Source organism: Rhizobium sp. BG4, assembly GCF_016864575.1.
GTDB lineage: Bacteria > Pseudomonadota > Alphaproteobacteria > Rhizobiales > Rhizobiaceae > Rhizobium.
The window spans coordinates 492,066-511,365 of the sequence record NZ_CP044126.1 but is presented as its reverse complement, the minus strand read 5'-3'; the positions used below and the strand labels follow the sequence as shown (position 1 = coordinate 511,365).

Sequence of the window (19,300 nt, the reverse complement as noted above, 5' to 3'; positions counted from 1 at the left end):
AGCTCCCCTTTTCTTGGTTTGGGCTGAGAGATTATTTGCTGATGAACTGCCGGAAGCGTTCCGAGCGCGAATTGGCAAAGACGTCCTGCGGGCGACCGTCTTCTTCGACGACGCCCTGATGCAGGAAGACGACGCGGCTCGAGACGTCGCGGGCAAAACCCATCTCGTGGGTGACGACCAGCATCGTGCGGCCTTCTTCGGCGAGCGCGCGCATGACGCGCAGCACTTCACCGACGAGCTCGGGATCGAGCGCCGAAGTCGGCTCGTCGAACAGCATCACCTTCGGGCGCATGGCGAGCGCACGGGCAATCGCGGCGCGCTGCTGCTGGCCGCCGGAAAGGTGGGCCGGATAGAAATTGCGCTTCTCGGCGATGCCGACCTTGGCAAGCAGCGCCTCGGCTTCCTCGATGCATTCGGCGCGGTTGCGCCCCTGCACGTGAACGGGCGCCTCGATGACGTTTTCCAGCACGGTCTTGTGGGACCAGAGATTGAAGCTCTGGAACACCATGCCGAGTTGCGAGCGGATGCGGTCGACCTGCTTGCGGTCGGCCGGACGGCTGCGGCCTTTGGCGTCGGGCAGCATGCGGATCGTCTCGCCGGCCACCGTCACGTCGCCGGAATTCGGCGTTTCCAACAGGTTGACGCAGCGCAGGAAGGTCGACTTGCCGGAGCCGGACGAGCCGAGGATCGAGACGACGTCGCCCTCGTGGGCATCGAGCGAAATGCCCTTCAGCACTTCGACATTGCCGAAACTCTTGTGCAGGTTCTTGACGCTGAGAGCGGTTGCCGCGGTCATCGGGCGTCTCCTTCAAGTGCGGGCGCAGCTTTCACTGCCGGATGATAGGGAACGGGCTGGCGCAGATGCGGGCTCAGCCAGTATTCGACGAGATGGACGAGCCGGGTCAGCAGGAAGTTGATCGCCAGGTAGATGGCTCCGGCAACGATGAAGACTTCGATCGCCCGGTAGGATTCCGAGATGATGCGGGCGGCGACGCCGGTGACTTCCATCAGCGTGATGATCGAGGCGAGCGAGGTGGCCTTGACCATCGAGATCATCTCGTTGCTGTAGCCGGGCAGGGCCTGGCGAACCGCGAGCGGCAGCACGATGCGGCGGAATTGCATCAGCCGTGGCATGCCGCAGGCGCGGGCCGCTTCGATCTGGCCGAAGGGAACCGAAAGCAGGCCACCACGGATGATTTCGCTGGCATAGGCGGCAGTATTCATGGTCAGCGCCAGCACGGCACACCAATAGGGCTCGCGCAGGAACGGCCAGAAGATGCTGTGGCGGACGGCCGGGAACTGGCCGAGGCCGTAATAGAGCAGGAAGATCTGGACGAGCAGCGGCGTGCCGCGGAAGACGAAGACATAGCTGCGGGCGAACCACTCGAGCGCCTTGTTGCCGGAAAGGCGGCAGAGGGCGATGGCCAGCGCCAGGACGGCGCCGAGCGCAATCGAGGTGGCAGCAAGCTCAAGGGTCAGCGGAATGGCTGAAACCAGGCTGACGAAGGTCTCAAACAGAAATTGCAAGTCCATCAGCCTCTCCTCACGCCACGCGAAAAGTGCTTTTCGGCACGCCGCAGAAACAGGCCGGAGCCGGTGGAGATGACGAGGTAGATCGCCCCGGCGATAACGTAGAAATCGAAGGGCAGGCCGGTAGAGCCGGCGGCGATCTGCGTCTGGCGCAGCAACTCGGCGACGCCGGTGATGGAGACGAGGGCGGATTCCTTCAGGACGACCTGCCAGACATTGCCGAGGCCGGGCAGTGCATGGCGCAGCGTCAACGGCGCGATGATGCGCCGGAAGCGCAGGGCGCGGCCCATGCCGCAGGCGATCGCCGCTTCGATTTCACCGGGATGGACCGCCTTGAAGGCGCCGCGGAAGACTTCGGTGAACTGGGCGCCGGAGGTCACGCCGACGGCGAGCGAACCGGCAAGAAAGCCCGGGAAGCCGAGAAAGCCCTCGGCGCCGAACAGCTTGCCGATCGCGGTGACGGCAGCGCTGCCGCCGAAATAGAAGAGGTAGATGACGAGCAGATCCGGGATGCCGCGAAGGACTGTCGTATAGGTATCAGCCGCGATCTTCAGGCCGCGGCCACCCGATATTTTCGCCCATGCGCCGAAGGAACCGATCACGGCGCCGGTCGAATAGCCTGCGAGCGCGATCAGAACGGTCATCCACGCGCCTGCAAGCAGCGCCTTGCCCCATCCGTCGGGGCCGAAGCTGATAAGCTCGAGGATGCCCGGCTGGTTCATGACGCCTGCCTTTCGGGAAGCGGCGGCTGCACGTCGTCAGGGATCGGATTGACGAATGGCGTCCCATCGAGGCGGCCCTTCAGGTCCGCCTTGGCCGCCTCGATGAGATCGGGATTGCGGATCAGGTCGATGGCGGTGCTCGCCATGACCTTCGCCGCGTGTTCCGTGCCCTTGTGGGCAGCCGGAAGTTTGCCCTGGGCAACGAGCTGCCAGGAATGGCCGGGCGTGCCGATCGCATAGGTGGCGCCGCGCATCTGGACGGTCGGAACCACCCAGCTGACGCTGCCGACATCGGTGGAGCCGACGATGGAGCTGTCGCCGGCATAAAGCGGGAAGATTTCCTCGCAGAGCGGCTGGTCCTTCTTCGGCTTCAGGCCGAACCGGGCATAGGACGAGGCGATGTCCTCGGGGCTCATCGTCGCCTGGAACTTGCGGGCCGTCTCGCGGTCGGCATCGTCGAAGACGGGCGCGCCGAGGCGCTGGAGATTGGCAAACATCAGGTCCTCGAGCGGCACGTTGCCGACGAGATTGGCGTCGCCGCTGATCACTTCGCTGCGCACCGTGGTCTCGGTCATCAGCGCAGCACCCTCGGCAACCTTCTTGACGCGGGCGACCAGCGACAGCAGTTCGGGCAGGTTGCGGGCGCGCACGAGGTAGCGCACCGTTGCCTTGGCCTGCACGACATTCGGGGCCGAGCCGCCGGTATCGGTCACGGCATAGTGGATACGCGCGCTCGACGGCATGTGCTCGCGCATGTAGTTGACGCCGACGTTCATCAGCTCGACGGCATCGAGCGCGCTGCGGCCGAGATGCGGCGTAGCCGAGGCATGCGAAGCGCGGCCGCTGAAATGGAAGTTCAGCTCGTTGCAGGCGAGCGAGACCGGATTGTTGACACCGGCAAAGGCCGCCGGGTGCCAGCAGATGGCGATATCGACATCGTCGAAGACGCCGGCGCGCACCATGAAGCCCTTCGACGAGCCGCCTTCTTCGGCCGGGCAGCCGTAATAGCGGATGCGGCCCTTCAGGCCGTTCTCGGCGAGGAAATCCTTGACGGCGGAAGCCGCCAGCATCGATCCGGCGCCGAGCATGTTGTGCCCGCAGCCGTGGCCGTTGCCGTTGACGGAGGCTTCGCGCTTTTCCGCGATGCCGGCAATCTGGCTCAGGCCGGGCAGGGCGTCGAATTCGCCGAGAATGGCAATGACCGGGCCGTCTTCGCCGGCTTCACCCATCACAGCCGTCGGCAGGCCGGCAATGCCGCGCTCGACCCTGAAGCCCTCGGCTTCCAGCTGGCGGGCGTGCTCTTCGGCGGAGCGATACTCTTCGTAATTCGTCTCCGGCATATCCCAGATGCGATCGCTCAATGCGGCGAAGGCTTCGCTCTTGGCTTCGACGATGTCCCAGACGGCTTCGGTGTTTTTCATGACTTTCAAAACGGCTTCGTTTCGCATAGTATCCAAAATTGGCGCCAATTTAGGTTACAAAAAATTTTCGCGCAATCCATGGGCATGAATAAATTTTGGACGAACTCAAACGGTTGCCACGCCTACAGAATTTCAAACAGGCGTGTTATCGGTGATGAAAAAGGGGATTGGAAATGGCTGACGTCGTGATGGAAGAAGAGCCGGAATCGGCCAGCGCGCGCGACGTGACGGACTTCATCCTGCAGGACATTCTGGCCGGTGTGCTGCTGCCCGGCACCTGGCTGAAGCAGATCGATCTCGAGCGCCGCTACAAGTGCACGCGCCCCGAAGTGCGTCGTGCATTGGATCGGCTCGCGCAGAAGCGCCTTGTCGAGCATGTCCCGAACCGCGGCTACCACGTCTATGAGCCGGATGGCCGCCGCGCCCAGGAAGTCAGCGAGATCCGCATCATCCTGGAAACCGCGATCGCGGCAACGATCGTTTCGAACGCCGCGGCCGACGAGATCGCAAAGCTCAGGAAGCTTGCCGATCACTTCGACCTGATGGTGCTGAACGGAACGATGCTGGAGCTCTACGAAGCCAATCTGGCCTTTCATCGCCAGCTGCTGACGCTCGGCGGCAATATCGAACTCGTCGATCTCATCACCGAGATTCGGCAGAGAACGTCTTCAGCACCGGTCTCGCAATGGCGCACGCGCGCCCGGGTCGAACAATCCGGCCGCGAGCATCATCAGATGATCGATGCGATCGCGGCCGGAAATGTCGAGAAGCTGAAGGAGCTGGTCCGCCAGCACATCCTGCAGCGTTGATGAAGCAGGCCGGGAGCCTCGTCTCCCCCGGCCCGCACGGTCATGATCAGTTGGACTGCCAGCTCTTGACGAGCTCGTCGTAATTGATCGTGACCGGCTTTTCCTTCTCGTTTTCGATCTTCAGCTGCGGAGCGAGGTTGCCCTTGGCGACGGCATCCTTGTTCCAGTATTCGAGATCGTGCTCCTCGGCGAGCTTCGGCCCGATGTCACCCTGAACTTTGGCGCGTTCGAGGCGCTGCAGCACCTTTTCCTGCTCGGAGCAAAGCGAATCCATGGCTTCCTGCGCGGTCTTGGCGCCGGAAGAGGCGTCACCGACGGCCTGCCACCAGAGCTGTGCGAGCTTCGGATAGTCAGGAACGTTGGTGCCGGTCGGCGACCACTGGACGCGGGCGGGCGAGCGATAGAACTCGATCAGACCGCCGAGCTTGGGAGCGCGCTCCGTGAAGCTCTTGTCGCGAATGGTCGACTCGCGGATGAAGGTCAGGCCGACATGGCTCTTCTTCACGTCCACGGTCTTCGACGTCACGAACTGCGCGTAGAGCCATGCGGCCTTGGCGCGGTCATCGGGGGTCGACTTCATCAGCGTCCAGGAACCGACGTCCTGATAGCCGAGCTTCATGCCATCCTTCCAGTAGACGCCGTGCGGTGAGGGCGCCATGCGCCATTTCGGCGTGCCGTCCTCGTTGACGACGGGCAGGCCGGGCTTGACGGCATCAGCCGTAAAGGCCGTGTACCAGAAGATCTGCTGAGCCACTTCGCCCTGCGCCGGAACCGGGCCGGATTCGGAGAAGTTCATGCCCTGCGCTGCCGGCGGGGCATAGGCCTTCAACCAATCCAGATATTTCTGGATCGAGTAGACGGCGGCCGGGCCGTTGGTATCGCCGCCGCGAGCGACGCACGAGCCGACGGGACGGGAGTTCTCGTCGACCTTGATGCCCCACTCGTCGACCGGAAGACCGTTCGGGAGGCCCTTGTCGCCATTGCCGGCCATCGACAGCCAGGCGTCTGTGAAGCGCCAGCCGAGCGACGGGTCCTTCTTGCCGTAGTCCATATGGCCGAAGACCTTCTTGCCGCCGATGTCGCGGCCGGTGAAGAATTCGGCGATGTCCTCATAGGCCGACCAGTTGACCGGGACGCCGAGATCGTAGCCGTACTTCGCCTTGAAGTCGGCCTTGTTCTTCTCGTCGTTGAACCAGTCGTAGCGGAACCAGTAGAGGTTCGCGAACTGCTGGTCGGGAAGCTGATAGAGCTTCTTGTCCGGCGCGGTCGTGAACTTGGTGCCGATGAAGTCGTCGATGTCGAGACCGGGATTGGTGACATCCTTGCCTTCGTTCGCCATCCAGTCGGTCAGCGAGCGGGCCTGCTGGTAGCGCCAATGGGTGCCGATCAGGTCGGAGTCGTTGACATAGGCGTCGTAGATGTTCTCGCCCGACTGCATCTGCGTCTGAAGCTTTTCGACGACGTCGCCCTCGCCGATCAGGTCGTGGGTGATCTTGATGCCGGTGATCGCCGTGAAGGCGGGCGCCAGCACCTTGGATTCATATTCGTGGGTCGTCAGGGTTTCGGAAACGACCTTGATGTCCATCCCGGAGAAGGGCTTGGCAGCGTCGATGAACCACTGCATTTCCTTTTCCTGGTCGGCGCGCGGGAGCGACGATAGATCGCCGATCTCCTTGTCGAGGAAGGTCTTCGCCTCGTCCATGCCGGCATAGGCAGAGCCCGTCATTGCCAGCAAAATGCCTGCTGTCGTCGCTAGTAGATGCCGTCGCATAATATCCTCCCAGGGTTTGCGATTGCAGTCTTCACGTCTCAGGCGGCCAGTACCCCGGCCATCTGTCTCACCTTGGCATCACACGTATCGGAACACGCCGATGGCGTAGATCACGGAGATGCCAAGAGCCCACCACAGGCCGGGTCCAACAAGACCTAGCCATGCCAGATGAATGAACGCTGCCCCCAGCAGCGAAATGAACAGACGGTCGCCGCGCGTCGTCTCGAAGCGCAGCAGGCCGGTGCGCGGCGAGCCGCCGGGCACGAAATATTCCCAGACGCTCATGCCGACGAGCAGCACCAGGATCGTCAGGAAGAACAGCGCCGTCGGCAGCGTCCAGGCCATCCAGGAAAAGGTCATGGTCGTCTCCTCCTCAGACGCGGCCCAGGGCAAAGCCCTTGGCGATGTAGTTGCGGACGAAATAGATGACGAGAGCGCCGGGCACGATGGTCAGCACACCGGCCGCCGCCAGCACGCCCCAATCCATGCCTGCTGCTGAAACGGTGCGCGTCATGATTGCCGAGATCGGCTTGGCGGCCGTCGTCGTCAGCGTGCGGGCCAGCAGCAGCTCTACCCACGAGAACATGAAGCAGAAGAAGGCGGCGACGCCGACGCCGCTGGCGATCAGCGGCATGAAGATCTTCACGAAGAAGCGCGGAAACGAATAGCCGTCGATATAGGCCGTTTCGTCGATCTCCTTCGGCACGCCGGACATGAAGCCTTCGAGAATCCAGACCGCCAGCGGCACGTTGAACAGGCAGTGCGCCAGCGCCACGGCGATATGCGTGTCGATCAGCCCGAAGGCCGAATAGAGCTGGAAGAAGGGCAGCGCGAAGACCGCCGGCGGCGCCATGCGGTTGGTCAGCAGCCAGAAGAACAGGTGCTTGTCGCCGAGGAACCGGTAGCGCGAGAAGGCGTAGGCGGCAGGCAGGGCGGCCAGAACTGAAATCACCGTGTTCATAACGACATAGATGATCGAGTTGATATAGCCGTTATACCAGGACGGATCGGTGAAGATGACCGTGTAGTTCGCGAGCGTCGGGTTCTGCGGCCAGAGCGAAAAGGCGCCGGTGATCTCCGAATTCTCCTTGAAGCTCATGTTGACGAGCCAGTAGATCGGCAGCAGCAGGAAGACGATGTAGAGCGTCGAAACCACCCAGGAGAAGTTTCCGGCGGGCTTGTATTTCATTGTCTGAGCCATGGTCCTCTCCTTTCTCAGCTGTTCGCATCGCTGCTGGTCATGACCGTGTAGAAGATCCACGACAGCAGCAGGATGATCAGGAAGTAGATGATCGACATCGCCGCAGCAGGGCCGAGATCGAACTGGCCGACGGCCATCTTCACGAGGTCGATCGACAGGAAGGTCGTCGAATTGCCGGGACCGCCGCCTGTGACGACAAAGGGTTCGGTATAGATCATGAAGCTGTCCATGAAGCGCAGCAGCACGGCGATCAGCAGCACCCGCTTCATTTTCGGCAGCTGGATGTAGCGGAACACGGACCAGCGCGAGGCGCCGTCGATCTTGGCGGCCTGGTAATAGGCATCCGGGATCGAGACGAGGCCGGCATAGCAGAGCAGCACGACGAGGCTCGTCCAGTGCCAGACATCCATGACGATGACGGTGATCCAGGCATCGACGGGGTCGCGCACATAATTGTAGTCGAGGCCGATCGCCTCCAGCGTATGGCCAAGCAGGCCGATATCGACACGGCCAAAGACCTGCCAGATGGTGCCGACGACGTTCCACGGAATGAGCAGCGGCAGCGACATCAACACGAGGCAGACGGGAACGCCGAGACCCTTCTTCGGCATGTTGAGCGCGATGAAGATGCCAAGCGGGATCTCGATCGCCAGGATGATCAGCGAGAAGGCGAGGTTGCGCTGCAGCGCCGCCCAGAAGCGGTCCGATTCCAGGGTCTGCACGAACCAGTCGGTACCCGCCCAGAAGAACTCGTTGTTGCCGAACGTATCCTGCACCGAGTAGTTGACGACGGTCATCAGCGGGATGACGGCCGAGAAGGCGACGAGCACCAGCACTGGCAGAACCAGAAACCAGGCCTTGTTGTTCCAGGTCTTTTCCATGTTCAGCCCTCCCTGCCGACGCGCCAGGAATTGGCGTAGATGCTGATCGCCGCGGGATCGAAACGGACCCGCGCGTCCTCAGGAATTTCGGCATCCTCGGGGACGACGATCGCCAGCGGCTGATCGGCGAAGCGGGCGCGCACGATCTTCTGGCGGCCGATATCCTCGACCTTGGAAATCGAGACAGGCATGCCCTCGCGCCCGAGCCGGATGAATTCAGGGCGGATGCCGAGCTCGACCTTGGCGGCGCCTGACGTGTTCGGCGCATAGTCGAGGCTGATCGCTTCCTGCCCGACATTGACGACGTTTCCGGATACCTTGGCAGGCATCACGTTCATGCCCGGCGAGCCGATGAAATAGCCAACGAATGTGTGGCTCGGCCGCTCGAAGAGTTCTGCCGGAGTGCCGATCTGGACGATCTCGCCGTCATACATGACGACGACCTTTTCGGCGAAGGTGAGCGCCTCCGTCTGGTCATGCGTGACATAGACCATGGTGAAGCCGAACTGCTTGTGCAGCCGCTTCAGCTGCGAGCGCAGCACCCATTTCATATGCGGGTCGATGACCGTCAGCGGCTCGTCGAAGAGGATCGCGTTGACGTCGTTGCGAACGAGGCCGCGGCCGAGCGAGATCTTCTGCTTCTGGTCGGCCGTCAGCCGCTGCGCCTTGCGCTTTGCCCAGCCGCCGAGATCGATCATCTCGAGGATTTCGCGGACGCGCCGGTCGACTTCAGGCTCGGCGACGCCGCGGTTGCGCAGCGGGAAGGCCAGATTGTCGTAGACGGTCATCGTGTCGTAGATCACCGGAAACTGGAACACCTGCGCGATGTTGCGCGCCTGTGTCGACAGATCGGTGACGTCCTTTCCGTCGAACAGGATGCGGCCATGCGACGGCTGAAGAAGTCCTGATATGATGTTGAGAAGCGTGGTCTTTCCGCAGCCGGACGGGCCGAGCAGCGCATAGGCGCCACCATCGGCCCATTCGTGATCGACCTCCTTCAGCGAATAGTCCTTTTCGGACTGCGGATTGGGGCCGTAGGCGTGGCGGATATGGTCGAGCGTGATGCGTGCCATGTGAGCCTCCTAAGCCGCGCGGTTGCCGGTTGCGATCGCCCGGCCGTCCGGCCCGAAGGCCATGAGGTGGCGGGTGTCGAGATAGACAGCGATCTCGGTATCCGGATCGATGTCGTGGATGCCATGCGCCAGCATCACCCAGCGCACGCCGTTGAAATCCACATGCACGAAGCTTTCCGAGCCGGTGATCTCGGAGATCTGCGTCTTCGCTATCAGCTTCGGCGATGCCTGCGTTTGTGCGGCCAGCGCCAGATGGTGCGGGTGGAAAGCGACGGTCGCGGCGCCGTCGGCCATGCCGGAAAGATGCGCCGGCGCGGCGAACTCGACTCCGCTTGCATGCCGCAGGATCGGGCCGCTCTTGACGACATCGATGAAATTCAGCGGCGGATCGGCGAAGGTCTTGGCGGTGACGAGATCGACGGGGCGGCGATACACGTCGATCGTCTTGCCGAATTGCGTGACCCGGCCTTCGTTCAGCGTCGCGGTATTGCCGCCGAGAAGCAGAGCTTCCGAGGGTTCGGTCGTCGCATAGACGAAGATCGCCCCGGAGGCTGCGAAGATGCGCGGCAGCTCTTCACGAAGCTCTTCGCGCAGCTTGTAGTCGAGATTGGCGAGCGGCTCGTCGAGCAGCACCAGGCTGGCATTCTTGACGAGGGCGCGGGCAAGCGCCGTGCGCTGCTGCTGGCCGCCGGAGAGGTTGAGCGGCGTGCGATCCAGATAGGGCGTCAGCTTCATCAGGTCGGCGGCCTTGCGCACCTCGGTGTCGATGGTCTTTGCATCGCGGCCGGCAATGCGCATCGGCGAGGCGATGTTCTCGTAGACCGACAATGCCGGGTAATTGATGAACTGCTGGTAGACCATCGCGACATTGCGCTTCTGGACCCGCACGCCGGTGACGTCGGCGCCGTCGAAATGCACCGATCCGCTGGTCGGGCGGTCGAGCCCGGCCATCAGCCGCATCAGCGATGTCTTGCCGGAGAGCGTCGGTCCAAGAAGGACGTTCAGCGACCCCCGTTCGAGTGTCAGATCGGTCGGGTGAATATGATATTCACCCCCCACCATCTTGGCGGCATTGCGCAGTTCGAGCATTCCGGTTCCCGTGCCTCCTCAAGACGGGGACCACATGCCGTCCTACCCGGCGAGCTGTGCGGGCAGGGCGGCGATGTACTCCTCCAATGTCTGCATCTGTTCCGTCGTCATGTGTAGTCCGGCCTTCGTTCGCCTCCAGAGGACATCCTCAGCGGTGAAGGCCCATTCATGCTGCATGAGATAGCGCACTTCGGCCTCGTAGAGATCCGACCCGAAATGCCGCCCGAGATCGGCGATCGAAGCCGACTTGCCGAGCAGGACGGTGGCCCTGGTGCCGTAGCGCCGGGTGAGGCGCCTTGCATGCGACGGTGCCAGAAACGGATAGGCCGCCTGCAGCCTGGCCACCTCGGCCTCGAAGCCCTGCGCCGGAAAGTCGCCGCCCGGCAGATGGCTCTTCGCCGTCCAGGGGCTACCCTTGACACCGATCGCCTCGCCGATCTTCTCCAGTGCATGTTCCGACAGGCGCCGGTAGGTGGTGAGCTTGCCGCCGAAGACGTTGAGCAGCGGCGCGGCATTCGCCTCGCTGCCGTCTTTGCCCTCAAGCTTCAGCACGTAATCGCGCGTCGCCTCCTGCGCCTTCGAGGCGCCATCGTCGAAGAGCGGGCGGACCGCCGAATAGGTCCAGACGATATCGTCGGCGGTGACCGGCTCCTTGAAATACTCGCTTGCCGCCTTGCAGAGATAATCCGTCTCTTCCGCCGATATCCTGACATCCTTCGGATCTCCACCATAATCCCGGTCGGTGGTGCCGATCAGGGTGAAGTCTTCCTCATAGGGAATGGCGAAGATGATGCGGTTGTCGGGGTTCTGGAAGAAATAGGCCTTGGGACCGTCGAACTTCTTCTTCACGATGATATGGCTGCCCTGGACGAGCCGGACATGGCGCGCCTCGTTCTGGCCGAAGGCGGCGCGGATGACGTGATCGACCCAGGGACCGGCGGCATTGACCAGCATGCGGGCCTGATGCGTCTCGCTGCGGCCCGAGAGCGTATCCACCGTCTCGACGACCCACAGCCCGTTCTCACGCCGCGCCGACACCACTTTCGTGCGCGGCATGATCAGCGCGCCCTTGTCGGCGGCATCCCGGGCGTTCAGCACCACCATGCGGGCATCGTCGACCCAGCCATCGGAATATTCGAAGGCTTTCGTAAACAGCGCCTTCAAGGGCTTGGCTGCTGGGTCACGGCGCATGTCGAGCACTGATGTCGGCGGCAGGAGCTTGCGGCCGCCGAGGTGATCGTAGAGGAACAGACCCAGCCGGATCAGCCAGGCCGGGCGGATGCCGCCCTTGTGATAGGGCAGGACGAAACGCATCGGCCAGATGATATGCGGCGCCATCGCCCAGAGCACTTCGCGCTCCATCAGCGATTCACGCACGAGGCGGAACTCGTAATGTTCGAGATAGCGCAGGCCGCCATGGATCAGCTTGGTGGCGCCCGACGAGGTGCCCGAGGCGAAGTCGTTCATCTCCGCCAGCGCCACCGAATAGCCGCGGCCAACCGCATCACGGGCAATCCCGCAGCCGTTGATGCCGCCGCCGATCACGAATAGGTCGTGCAGTGTTTGGCCCACATTCCCCTCCCGTGCGCGCCTCAGTGACGGTTACCCTCCCCGGCAAACCGAAACTTGAGAGACTAGAAGTGAAGATGAACCGAATGTCAAACGAATGTTTGTAGCCGCCAAACAACATTCACGGCGGCGATATCCTTGCTCAGCTGTGCAAAGAGCGAAAATCGAGCTTTCGGATTGGGTTAGCGGTTTGGCGGGCCTTCAGGCCCGCTCTTCCCAGATCTTCGCGGTTTCGACGATCGTTGCCACGGCCTTCTCCATATCCTGGATGCTGACCCATTCGAGCGGCGAGTGGAAGGCATGGCCGCCGTCGAAAATGTTGGCGGTGGGCAGTCCCATGAAGGAGAGGCGCGAACCATCGGTGCCGCCGCGGATGCTGCCGCGCACGGGGTTCATTCCGGCACGACGGATCGCCTCGATCGCGTGTTCGACGATTTCCGGGTTGCGGTCGAGCACCGCCTTCATGTTGCGGTACTGGTGCTTGACCTTGAACGTGTAGGAGGAGCCGGGATAGGCGGCGATCACCTCCTTGACGATGCCTTCCAGGAGGGCTTCCTTCTCGGCCAGGCCCTCATCGACGAAGTCGCGGATAATGAAGCCGAGCTCGGCCTTCTCCATCGATCCCGTGACGCCGGTCGGGTGGATGAAGCCTTCGCGGCCGGACGTGGTCTCGGGGCTGATATGCTTCGGCAGTCTGGCGATGATCTCGCCGGCAATCTTGATGGCGTTCTCCATCTTGCCCTTGGCAAAACCCGGATGCATCGCCACGCCCTGGATCGAGATCTCGACGCCATCGGCCGAAAAAGTCTCGTCCTCGATCTCGCCAGCGGTCGAGCCGTCGATCGTATAGGCGAACTCGGCGCCGAGCTTCTTCAGGTCGACCTTGTCGACGCCGCGGCCGATTTCCTCGTCGGGCGTGAACAGGATCTTGATCGTGCCGTGCCTGATCGAGGGATTGTCGATCAGGACCTTCGCCGCGGTCATGATCTCGGCAAGGCCGGCCTTGTCGTCGGCGCCGAGCAGCGTCGTGCCATCGGTCGTGATGATATCGTTGCCGATCTGATCCTTCAGCGTCGGATGGTCGGCGACGCGGATCACCTGTTGCGTATCGCCGGTCAGCGTGATGTCGCCGCCCTGATAGTTCCTGAGGATCTGCGGTTTGACGTTGGTGCCGGTGAAATCGGGCGCCGTGTCCATATGCGAACAGAAGCAGATGACCGGGACGGTCTTTTCCGTGTTGGCCGGGATCGTCGCGTAGACGTAGCCATGTTCATCCAGATGCGCGTCCGAAAGGCCGATCTCCAGCAGTTCCTCGACCAGCACGCGCCCGAGATTCTTCTGCTTTTCGGTCGAGGGCTGGCTCTTCGATGTCGGGTCGGACTGCGTGTCGATGACGGCGTAGCGCAGGAAGCGGTCGAGAACGGAGCTGGTCATGGGGTCATCCGGTGATTGTCTGTGGGGAAGACCGGTATAGACCGTGACGGCGCCAAGGTGAACGGCGTTTTGTGCTTTCAGCGGAGGACAGCGCGCAGCCGCGGCGCGGCGAAATCCAGGAATACCCTGAGCTTCAGCGGCAATACGCCCTGCGACAGATGCACGAGATGGACAGGCGAGGGCTGCTGCTCGAACTCTTCCAGCAGCGGCACCAGCAAGCCGCCTTCGACGGCGCGTTTTGCCTGGTAGGAGAGGACCCGGGTAATCCCGAGTCCCGCCACCGCGGCATCGACGGCCGCCTCTGCCGTATTGACCGACAGCCGCGGGCGGATCGGCGCGGCAATCTCCTGATCGTTTTCCCGCAGGGTCCAGAACTGCGCCGAAAAGATGCCCTCGAAGGAAACGCAGGCGTGATCGGCAAGCTCACGCGGATGCGCCGGACGGCCGTGGCGCCGGAGGTAATCGGGGCTGGCATAGATCGTCCGGCGGATACTGCCGAGCCGGGTGGCGATCAGATTGTTTTCCGAGAGAGTGCGGATACGCAGCGCCACATCGATATGCTCGTCTGCCAGGCTGACCGGCCGGTCGCTCATCGTTAGCCGCATGTTGATGTCGGGGAATGCCTTCAGGAAGTCGGTGATCACGGGCAGCACATGCAGCCGCCCGAAAACGATCGGCGCCGTCATCGTCAGATCGCCCTTGGGGGAGAGATACTCGCCGGATGCGCGCCGCTCCGCTTCCTCGACGCGGCCCAGGATCTCGCGCGCCGCGCTCACATAGCCTTCGCCTGCTTCCGTCAGCGAAATCCGGCGATTGGTGCGCCTGATCAACCGTATGCCGAGATGCGCCTCAAGCTCCGAGATCTTGCGGCTGACCGTCGGCAGTGGCGAATGCAGGGCGCGCGAGGCTGCGGAGAGGCTGCCGTTTTCCACCACCGCCAGAAGCACGCTCATCGCATCGAGACGATCCATTTTGCCTTCCGGAAAATGAGAGGATGATTATCGAAATCACTATCTACTACAGGAAATCGGAAATCACTAGGTTTCTTCGCAGGTCATCAGGGCCAACCGCTTCAACCCGCTGCAAAAGGAACCCCGCCATGAAACTCTATCACTTCCCGCTCTCCGGCCATGCGCACCGCGCCGTGCTTTTTCTCTCGCTCCTCGGGGTCAAGGCGGAGCTGATCGAAGTCGATATCCCCAATGGCGAGCACAAGTCGCCGGAATATCTGAAGATCAATCCGTTCGGCCAGGTGCCGGTGCTCGACGACGATGGCGTGATCGTCAACGACTCCACTGCGATCCTCGTCTATGTCGCCAAAAAGCTCGGCCGCAAGGACTGGCTGCCGGATGACCTGCCTTCGGTTGCCAAGGTGCAGAAGTGGCTTGCCGTAGCGGCAGGCGAGATTGCCTACGGCCCGGCCGCTGCCCGTCTGATCACCGTCTTCGGCGCGAACTTCCGTCCTGAAGAAGTGATCGCCCGCGCGCATCGCATCCTGACGCTGATCGATGCCGAGCTCGAAAAACATCGCTTCATCATCGGCGACCGTCCGACGATCGCTGACATCGCGCTCTACAGCTACATCGTCAACGCACCGGAAGGGAATGTCGATCTGACGCCCTACCAGGAAGTGCGCAACTGGCTCGCACGGATCGAAGCCCTGCCGGGCTTCGTCGAGTTCCGCAAGACCGCAGCCGGTCTTGCTGCCTGATCGCAGGCTGCGGCCGGAATTGTCCGGCCGCTTTTCTCACAGGAGGCACCAATGCTTGATGGCGTCGAAAAACCAGCTTCGCCGTGGCATGAGGGCGAAATCGAGTTGCAGCGGAGCGTTGGCGTCGCCGAACAGATGGAACCTGTCGGCCGCCGGGTGCTGCGCACCTTCCTGCTCGATCAGCATCGCGAGTTCTATCCGCTGCTGCCCTTCATCGCGATCGGCAGTGTCGATCCCGATGGTTGGCCCTGGGCGACGATCCGCGCCGGAAAGCCGGGTTTCATGCATTCGCCCGATCCGCTGACGCTAACCGTCGAAGCCGACCGCGACGCAAGCGATCCGGCGGAGCGCGGCATGGAAGATGGCGATCCGATCGGCCTCGTCGGCGTCGACCTCATCACCCGCCGCCGCAACCGTCTGAACGGCACGGTCAGCCGCAGCAGCGACGACCGCTTCGATGTCGGCGTCGGCCAGAGCTTCGGCAACTGCCCGCGCTACATCCAGAACCGTTATTTCGAGTTCGTCCGCGATCCGGCCGCACCGTCTTCCTCGACGGCAATCGCCTCCGACGGACTGGATGCGGCAGCGCGCACGATCATCGAAGAGGCCGACACATTCTTCGTCGCCTCCTATGCCGATCGTCACGATGAAGGGCGGCAGGTCGACGTCTCGCATCGCGGCGGCAAGCCGGGCTTCGTGCGGATCGAAGCCGATGGCAGCCTTACCGTGCCTGATTTCAACGGCAACCTGTTCTTCAGCACGCTCGGCAATTTCATCGTCAATCCGCGCGCCGGTCTGATCTTCGTCGATCACGAGACCGGCACGGTGCTGCAGCTGACGGGCAGCGTCGAGGTCATTCTCGATTCGCCGGAGATCGCCGCCTTCGAGGGGGCGGAACGGCTGTGGCGCGTCAAGCCGCAGAAGGTCGTGCTGCGGCCGGATGCCTTGCCGCTGCGCTGGACCTTTGCCGAAAACGGATTCTCGCCCAGCAGCCTGATGACCGGCAGCTGGGTCGAGGCCGACCGCCGTCTGAAGGCGGCGGCCAAGGCCAGGGCATGGCGGACATTCCGCGTCGAGAAGGCCGTCGACGAGAGCGAGACGATCCGTTCCCTCTATCTGGCGCCCGTCGATGGCGACGCCTTGATCCCGCATCTGGCCGGTCAGCATCTGCCGGTGAAGATCGCCGATGGCGATGAGGCGCTGCTCCGCAGCTATACGATCTCAAGCGCACCATCAGACGGTTATTACCGGCTGAGCGTCAAGCGCGAGGGCAGGGCATCGCAGCGGCTTCACGCGCTGCAGCCGGGCGACGAGATCGAGGCGATGGCGCCCGGCGGCGCCTTCACGATCGAGGCGATGGAGCGCAAGCGGCCGGCCGTGCTGCTGGCCGCCGGCATCGGCATCACGCCGCTTCTGTCGATGCTGCGTCATGTGGTGCACGAAGGCGACCGCACGCGCCACCGCCGCCCTATCTGGCTGTTCCGCTCGTCGCGGACGCGCGCCGAACGTGCCTTCGATCGCGAGATCGCCGAACTGGTCGAGCGCAGCCAGGGCACCGTCCATGATATCCGGGTGCTGAGCACTCCCGCCTCCGGCGACGAGGGCAGCTATGATGCTGCAGGCCGGATCGATATGGATCTGTTGAAGGCACATCTGCCGTTCGGCGATTATGATTTCTATCTCTGCGGCCCGGCCGCCTTCATGCAGTCGGTGCACGATGGCTTGCGTGGGTTGAACGTTGCGGAAGAGCGTATCCATGCGGAAGCCTTCGGTCCCTCGGCGCTGAAGCGGGATGCCAAACCGGCCGCTGCAGCAGCAGTGCCCTCGAAACCGGCGGCCACCGAGCCGTTGCTGGTGATCTTCACGCAGTCGGCCAAGGAGGCCCGCTGGAAGCCGGGTGACGGATCGCTGCTGGAATTTGCCGAAGCGCGCGGGCTGACGCCCGCCTATGGCTGCCGCGCCGGCAATTGCGGCGATTGTAAAACGCGGATCGTCAAGGGAGATGTCAGCTATATCACCGAGCCGAGCTATCCCGTCGACGCGGGCGAAGCGCTGATCTGCAGTGCGGTTCCGGCCGAAGGCGGCGCCCTGCATCTGGAGCTCTGAGGTGGGCTCACTGCCTTGTGAACGAACAATCCTCGTGGTCGCTGGTTAGCCAGATGACATCAGAGGAGTTTTCAAGATGTTGAAATCGCTCATCACTGCATCACTGCATCGCTCATCGCCGCCTCAATGGCATCCGCGGCGCTTGCCCAGACGACGGTCAGCCCCCCGGGCGGTGCATCCGGCAGTGGCATGACCGGGTCGCACCAGTCGATCAGCCCCAATATCGGCGGCAGCACGACCGGGCGAACCGCAACTGATCCCGGCATCACCAACAGCACCATTAACCCCGGTACCGTCGATCTCAACAAGGGTGGCCGGACCATCAATCCGGGTGGCGTCAACCGGGCCATTCCCCCGTCTATCTCGTGCGCCGGACAGCAAAACAATAGCGGCGATGCTGCCGGCACAATGGCGCCCGATTGCGCGCAGTAAAAAGCTTCGAAACAATGATAAAGGCCCGCGCTAACATGCGGGCTTTCTTGCATTAACCTGGCCTATACCAAGAAATGCGATACTCGTTTTGCGTTCTTTACCAGGTGGCACACGTTGATGGAAAATCTGTCCCACTATCAAACAGGAGGGACAGCATGAACGCTGCACCAAATTACGGTCTGATAGGTCTGGTAAGCGTAACAATGATCGTTATTGCTGCCGCCGTTTTGACTTACGCCGCGTGAGTCAAACAGACCATGTCATATCGCGCCAAATCTCATAAGGCGCTTGGCGAAGGCATCTCCCGGGCCTCGTTAAGCTTACCCCGTAACCACCATATCAGCATTCGCTTGAATCCTTGATATTTCAAGGCATTCTCCGGCCGTGGCCACACAGCCGGTTGAAGTATTGCGTACCGGCTTCCTAGTACGCCCGCCTCCCTGCTTTACCGGGAGGCGGGTGTCCTTTGGGCAACAGCTCTATGCATTGCGAAGAATCCGCGCAAAGGCGAATAGACCCTCTTGAAATTCCAAAACCGTGACGCTATCTAGCGCTCACCACCCGTATCGATGGCCTGCGCGGCTGACCTCTGGTCCGCTGAGCTTTCGCCGTCCGGGCAATAAAGAAAAGGCGCTCCCCTCTGGGTCGAGCGCCTTTTTCTTTTTCGGCAGTCATTTCAGGTTCGCCGCCCAGGCGGAGACTTCGCGGCCCAGCGTCTGCAGATGATCGGCGGCCGAGAAGCCTGAGAGCTTCTTGCGCGGCACCAGATCGTGGTCGCCATCTTCCAGCCAGAGAATCCGGATCGCCTTGGAGAGCGTGTAACCCTCGACCTCCGGCCGGGTGCCGAAAGGATCGCGGGTGCCTTGGACGATCAGCGCCGGGGTCTGCAGGTTTTCCAGATGCGCGGTGCGCAGCTGCGCCGGTTTTTCCGGCGGATGGAAGGGATAGCCAAGGCAGAGGAGACCGGCGATCTTTCCGGCGACATGAAGTTCGTCGGCCACCATGCTAGCAACCCGCCCGCCCATCGACTTGCCGCCGATCACCAGTTTGCCCTTGGCTCCGAGCGCCGCAACGGCATCGCGATATTCCGGCTGCAGTGTCTCTGCCTTCGGCGGGGGCTTGCGCTGATCCGAGGTGCGGCGCGCCGCCATGTAGCCGAATTCGAAACGGACGACGCGGAAACCGGCATCGGCGAGTGCTGCCGCGGCAGCGTTCATCGACTTGGAATCCATCGGCGCACCCGCGCCGTGGGCGAGTAGAATGGTGGTTCCGGCATCATCGGGGCCGGTGATGAGAAAGCGGCTGTCCATCAGGACGTTCTACCGCCTGACGAACTGTCCGGCCAGTCCCTCAATGGAAACGCGGCAGGTCGGGAAGGTTGGAAAATTCCTCGGTGAGGATCTCGGTCAGCGCCACCAGCACTTCCTTGCGCGAAAAGCCGGCTGCCTCGAAACGATCGATCAGATCGACGGCGTCAAGTTCCACTTCGCCGCGGCAGTGCTCGACGCGATCTGCAGATACCAGCATTGCTTCTTCAAGTGTCAGCATCTT

The 19,300-nt window shown here is 62.5% G+C and carries 19 protein-coding genes; 3 read left to right on the top strand and 16 right to left on the bottom strand.

The window, feature by feature from the left end; translation table 11 throughout:
- Positions 1-31 precede the first annotated feature (31 nt).
- The 4 genes from F2982_RS22465 to F2982_RS22450 are packed head-to-tail and all read right to left on the bottom strand — an operon-like array spanning position 32 to position 3,673.
- The gene (locus tag F2982_RS22465) at positions 32-796 is read right to left on the bottom strand and encodes an ABC transporter ATP-binding protein (protein WP_203430956.1); all 765 of its coding nucleotides are present in this window, start codon (positions 794-796) and stop codon (positions 32-34) included.
- Positions 793-1,533: an ABC transporter permease gene (locus F2982_RS22460; RefSeq protein WP_203430955.1), complete on the bottom strand. Its 741-nt coding sequence runs from the start codon at positions 1,531-1,533 to the stop codon at positions 793-795. The genes F2982_RS22465 and F2982_RS22460 overlap by 4 nt, the downstream gene beginning before the upstream one ends.
- On the bottom strand, positions 1,533-2,252 hold the full coding sequence (locus tag F2982_RS22455) for an ABC transporter permease subunit (RefSeq protein ID WP_203430954.1): 720 nt from the start codon (positions 2,250-2,252) through the stop codon (positions 1,533-1,535). The genes F2982_RS22460 and F2982_RS22455 overlap by 1 nt, the downstream gene beginning before the upstream one ends.
- Complete coding sequence (locus F2982_RS22450; RefSeq protein ID WP_203430953.1) at positions 2,249-3,673, bottom strand: M20 family metallopeptidase; 1,425 nt, start codon at positions 3,671-3,673, stop codon at positions 2,249-2,251. Before F2982_RS22450 ends, F2982_RS22455 begins: the two co-directional genes overlap by 4 nt.
- A gap of 173 nt (positions 3,674-3,846) precedes the next feature.
- Here F2982_RS22450 and F2982_RS22445 point away from each other — a divergent pair, with 173 nt between their 5' ends.
- Positions 3,847-4,482: a GntR family transcriptional regulator gene (locus tag F2982_RS22445; RefSeq protein WP_130283836.1), complete on the top strand. Its 636-nt coding sequence runs from the start codon at positions 3,847-3,849 to the stop codon at positions 4,480-4,482.
- Between the two features lie 46 nt (positions 4,483-4,528).
- On the opposite strand, the gene F2982_RS22440 is transcribed toward F2982_RS22445, so the two are convergent.
- The 9 genes from F2982_RS22440 to F2982_RS22400 form a co-directional block, all read right to left on the bottom strand.
- On the bottom strand, positions 4,529-6,253 hold the full coding sequence (locus F2982_RS22440) for an ABC transporter substrate-binding protein (protein WP_112711970.1): 1,725 nt from the start codon (positions 6,251-6,253) through the stop codon (positions 4,529-4,531).
- A gap of 78 nt (positions 6,254-6,331) precedes the next feature.
- Complete coding sequence (locus F2982_RS22435; RefSeq protein ID WP_203430952.1) at positions 6,332-6,613, bottom strand: DUF2160 domain-containing protein; 282 nt, start codon at positions 6,611-6,613, stop codon at positions 6,332-6,334.
- Between the two features lie 13 nt (positions 6,614-6,626).
- The gene (locus tag F2982_RS22430; RefSeq protein WP_199625279.1) at positions 6,627-7,454 is read right to left on the bottom strand and encodes a carbohydrate ABC transporter permease; all 828 of its coding nucleotides are present in this window, start codon (positions 7,452-7,454) and stop codon (positions 6,627-6,629) included.
- Between the two features lie 14 nt (positions 7,455-7,468).
- Positions 7,469-8,335: a sugar ABC transporter permease gene (locus tag F2982_RS22425; RefSeq protein WP_199625278.1), complete on the bottom strand. Its 867-nt coding sequence runs from the start codon at positions 8,333-8,335 to the stop codon at positions 7,469-7,471.
- A 2-nt stretch (positions 8,336-8,337) separates the two neighbouring features.
- Positions 8,338-9,408 carry an ABC transporter ATP-binding protein gene (locus tag F2982_RS22420; RefSeq protein ID WP_203430951.1) on the bottom strand — a complete coding sequence of 357 codons (1,071 nt, stop codon included), beginning with the start codon at positions 9,406-9,408 and terminating at the stop codon, positions 8,338-8,340.
- Between the two features lie 9 nt (positions 9,409-9,417).
- Positions 9,418-10,497 carry an ABC transporter ATP-binding protein gene (locus tag F2982_RS22415; protein ID WP_203430950.1) on the bottom strand — a complete coding sequence of 360 codons (1,080 nt, stop codon included), beginning with the start codon at positions 10,495-10,497 and terminating at the stop codon, positions 9,418-9,420.
- A 42-nt stretch (positions 10,498-10,539) separates the two neighbouring features.
- Complete coding sequence (gene glpD / locus F2982_RS22410) at positions 10,540-12,069, bottom strand: glycerol-3-phosphate dehydrogenase (protein WP_203430949.1); 1,530 nt, start codon at positions 12,067-12,069, stop codon at positions 10,540-10,542.
- A gap of 198 nt (positions 12,070-12,267) precedes the next feature.
- The gene (gene pepT / locus F2982_RS22405) at positions 12,268-13,500 is read right to left on the bottom strand and encodes a peptidase T (protein ID WP_203430948.1); all 1,233 of its coding nucleotides are present in this window, start codon (positions 13,498-13,500) and stop codon (positions 12,268-12,270) included.
- A 77-nt stretch (positions 13,501-13,577) separates the two neighbouring features.
- The gene (locus F2982_RS22400) at positions 13,578-14,471 is read right to left on the bottom strand and encodes a LysR family transcriptional regulator (protein ID WP_203430947.1); all 894 of its coding nucleotides are present in this window, start codon (positions 14,469-14,471) and stop codon (positions 13,578-13,580) included.
- A gap of 128 nt (positions 14,472-14,599) precedes the next feature.
- Here F2982_RS22400 and F2982_RS22395 point away from each other — a divergent pair, with 128 nt between their 5' ends.
- Together F2982_RS22395 and F2982_RS22390 are read left to right on the top strand one after the other, a co-directional pair.
- Positions 14,600-15,211 (top strand): glutathione S-transferase, encoded by a 612-nt coding sequence (locus tag F2982_RS22395; protein ID WP_112717636.1) that lies wholly within the window; start codon positions 14,600-14,602, stop codon positions 15,209-15,211.
- 51 nt (positions 15,212-15,262) lie between these two features.
- The gene (locus F2982_RS22390) at positions 15,263-17,317 is read left to right on the top strand and encodes a pyridoxamine 5'-phosphate oxidase family protein (protein ID WP_203430946.1); all 2,055 of its coding nucleotides are present in this window, start codon (positions 15,263-15,265) and stop codon (positions 17,315-17,317) included.
- A gap of 92 nt (positions 17,318-17,409) precedes the next feature.
- Here F2982_RS22390 and F2982_RS22385 read toward each other — a convergent pair whose 3' ends face one another.
- From F2982_RS22385 to F2982_RS22375, 3 genes are all read right to left on the bottom strand, one after another.
- On the bottom strand, positions 17,410-17,583 hold the full coding sequence (locus F2982_RS22385; RefSeq protein ID WP_203430945.1) for a hypothetical protein: 174 nt from the start codon (positions 17,581-17,583) through the stop codon (positions 17,410-17,412).
- An 837-nt stretch (positions 17,584-18,420) separates the two neighbouring features.
- Positions 18,421-19,059 carry an alpha/beta fold hydrolase gene (locus F2982_RS22380; protein ID WP_203430944.1) on the bottom strand — a complete coding sequence of 213 codons (639 nt, stop codon included), beginning with the start codon at positions 19,057-19,059 and terminating at the stop codon, positions 18,421-18,423.
- 40 nt (positions 19,060-19,099) lie between these two features.
- Positions 19,100-19,297, bottom strand: a complete 198-nt coding sequence (locus F2982_RS22375; protein WP_112717644.1) for a hypothetical protein — start codon at positions 19,295-19,297, stop codon at positions 19,100-19,102.
- Positions 19,298-19,300 lie beyond the last annotated feature (3 nt).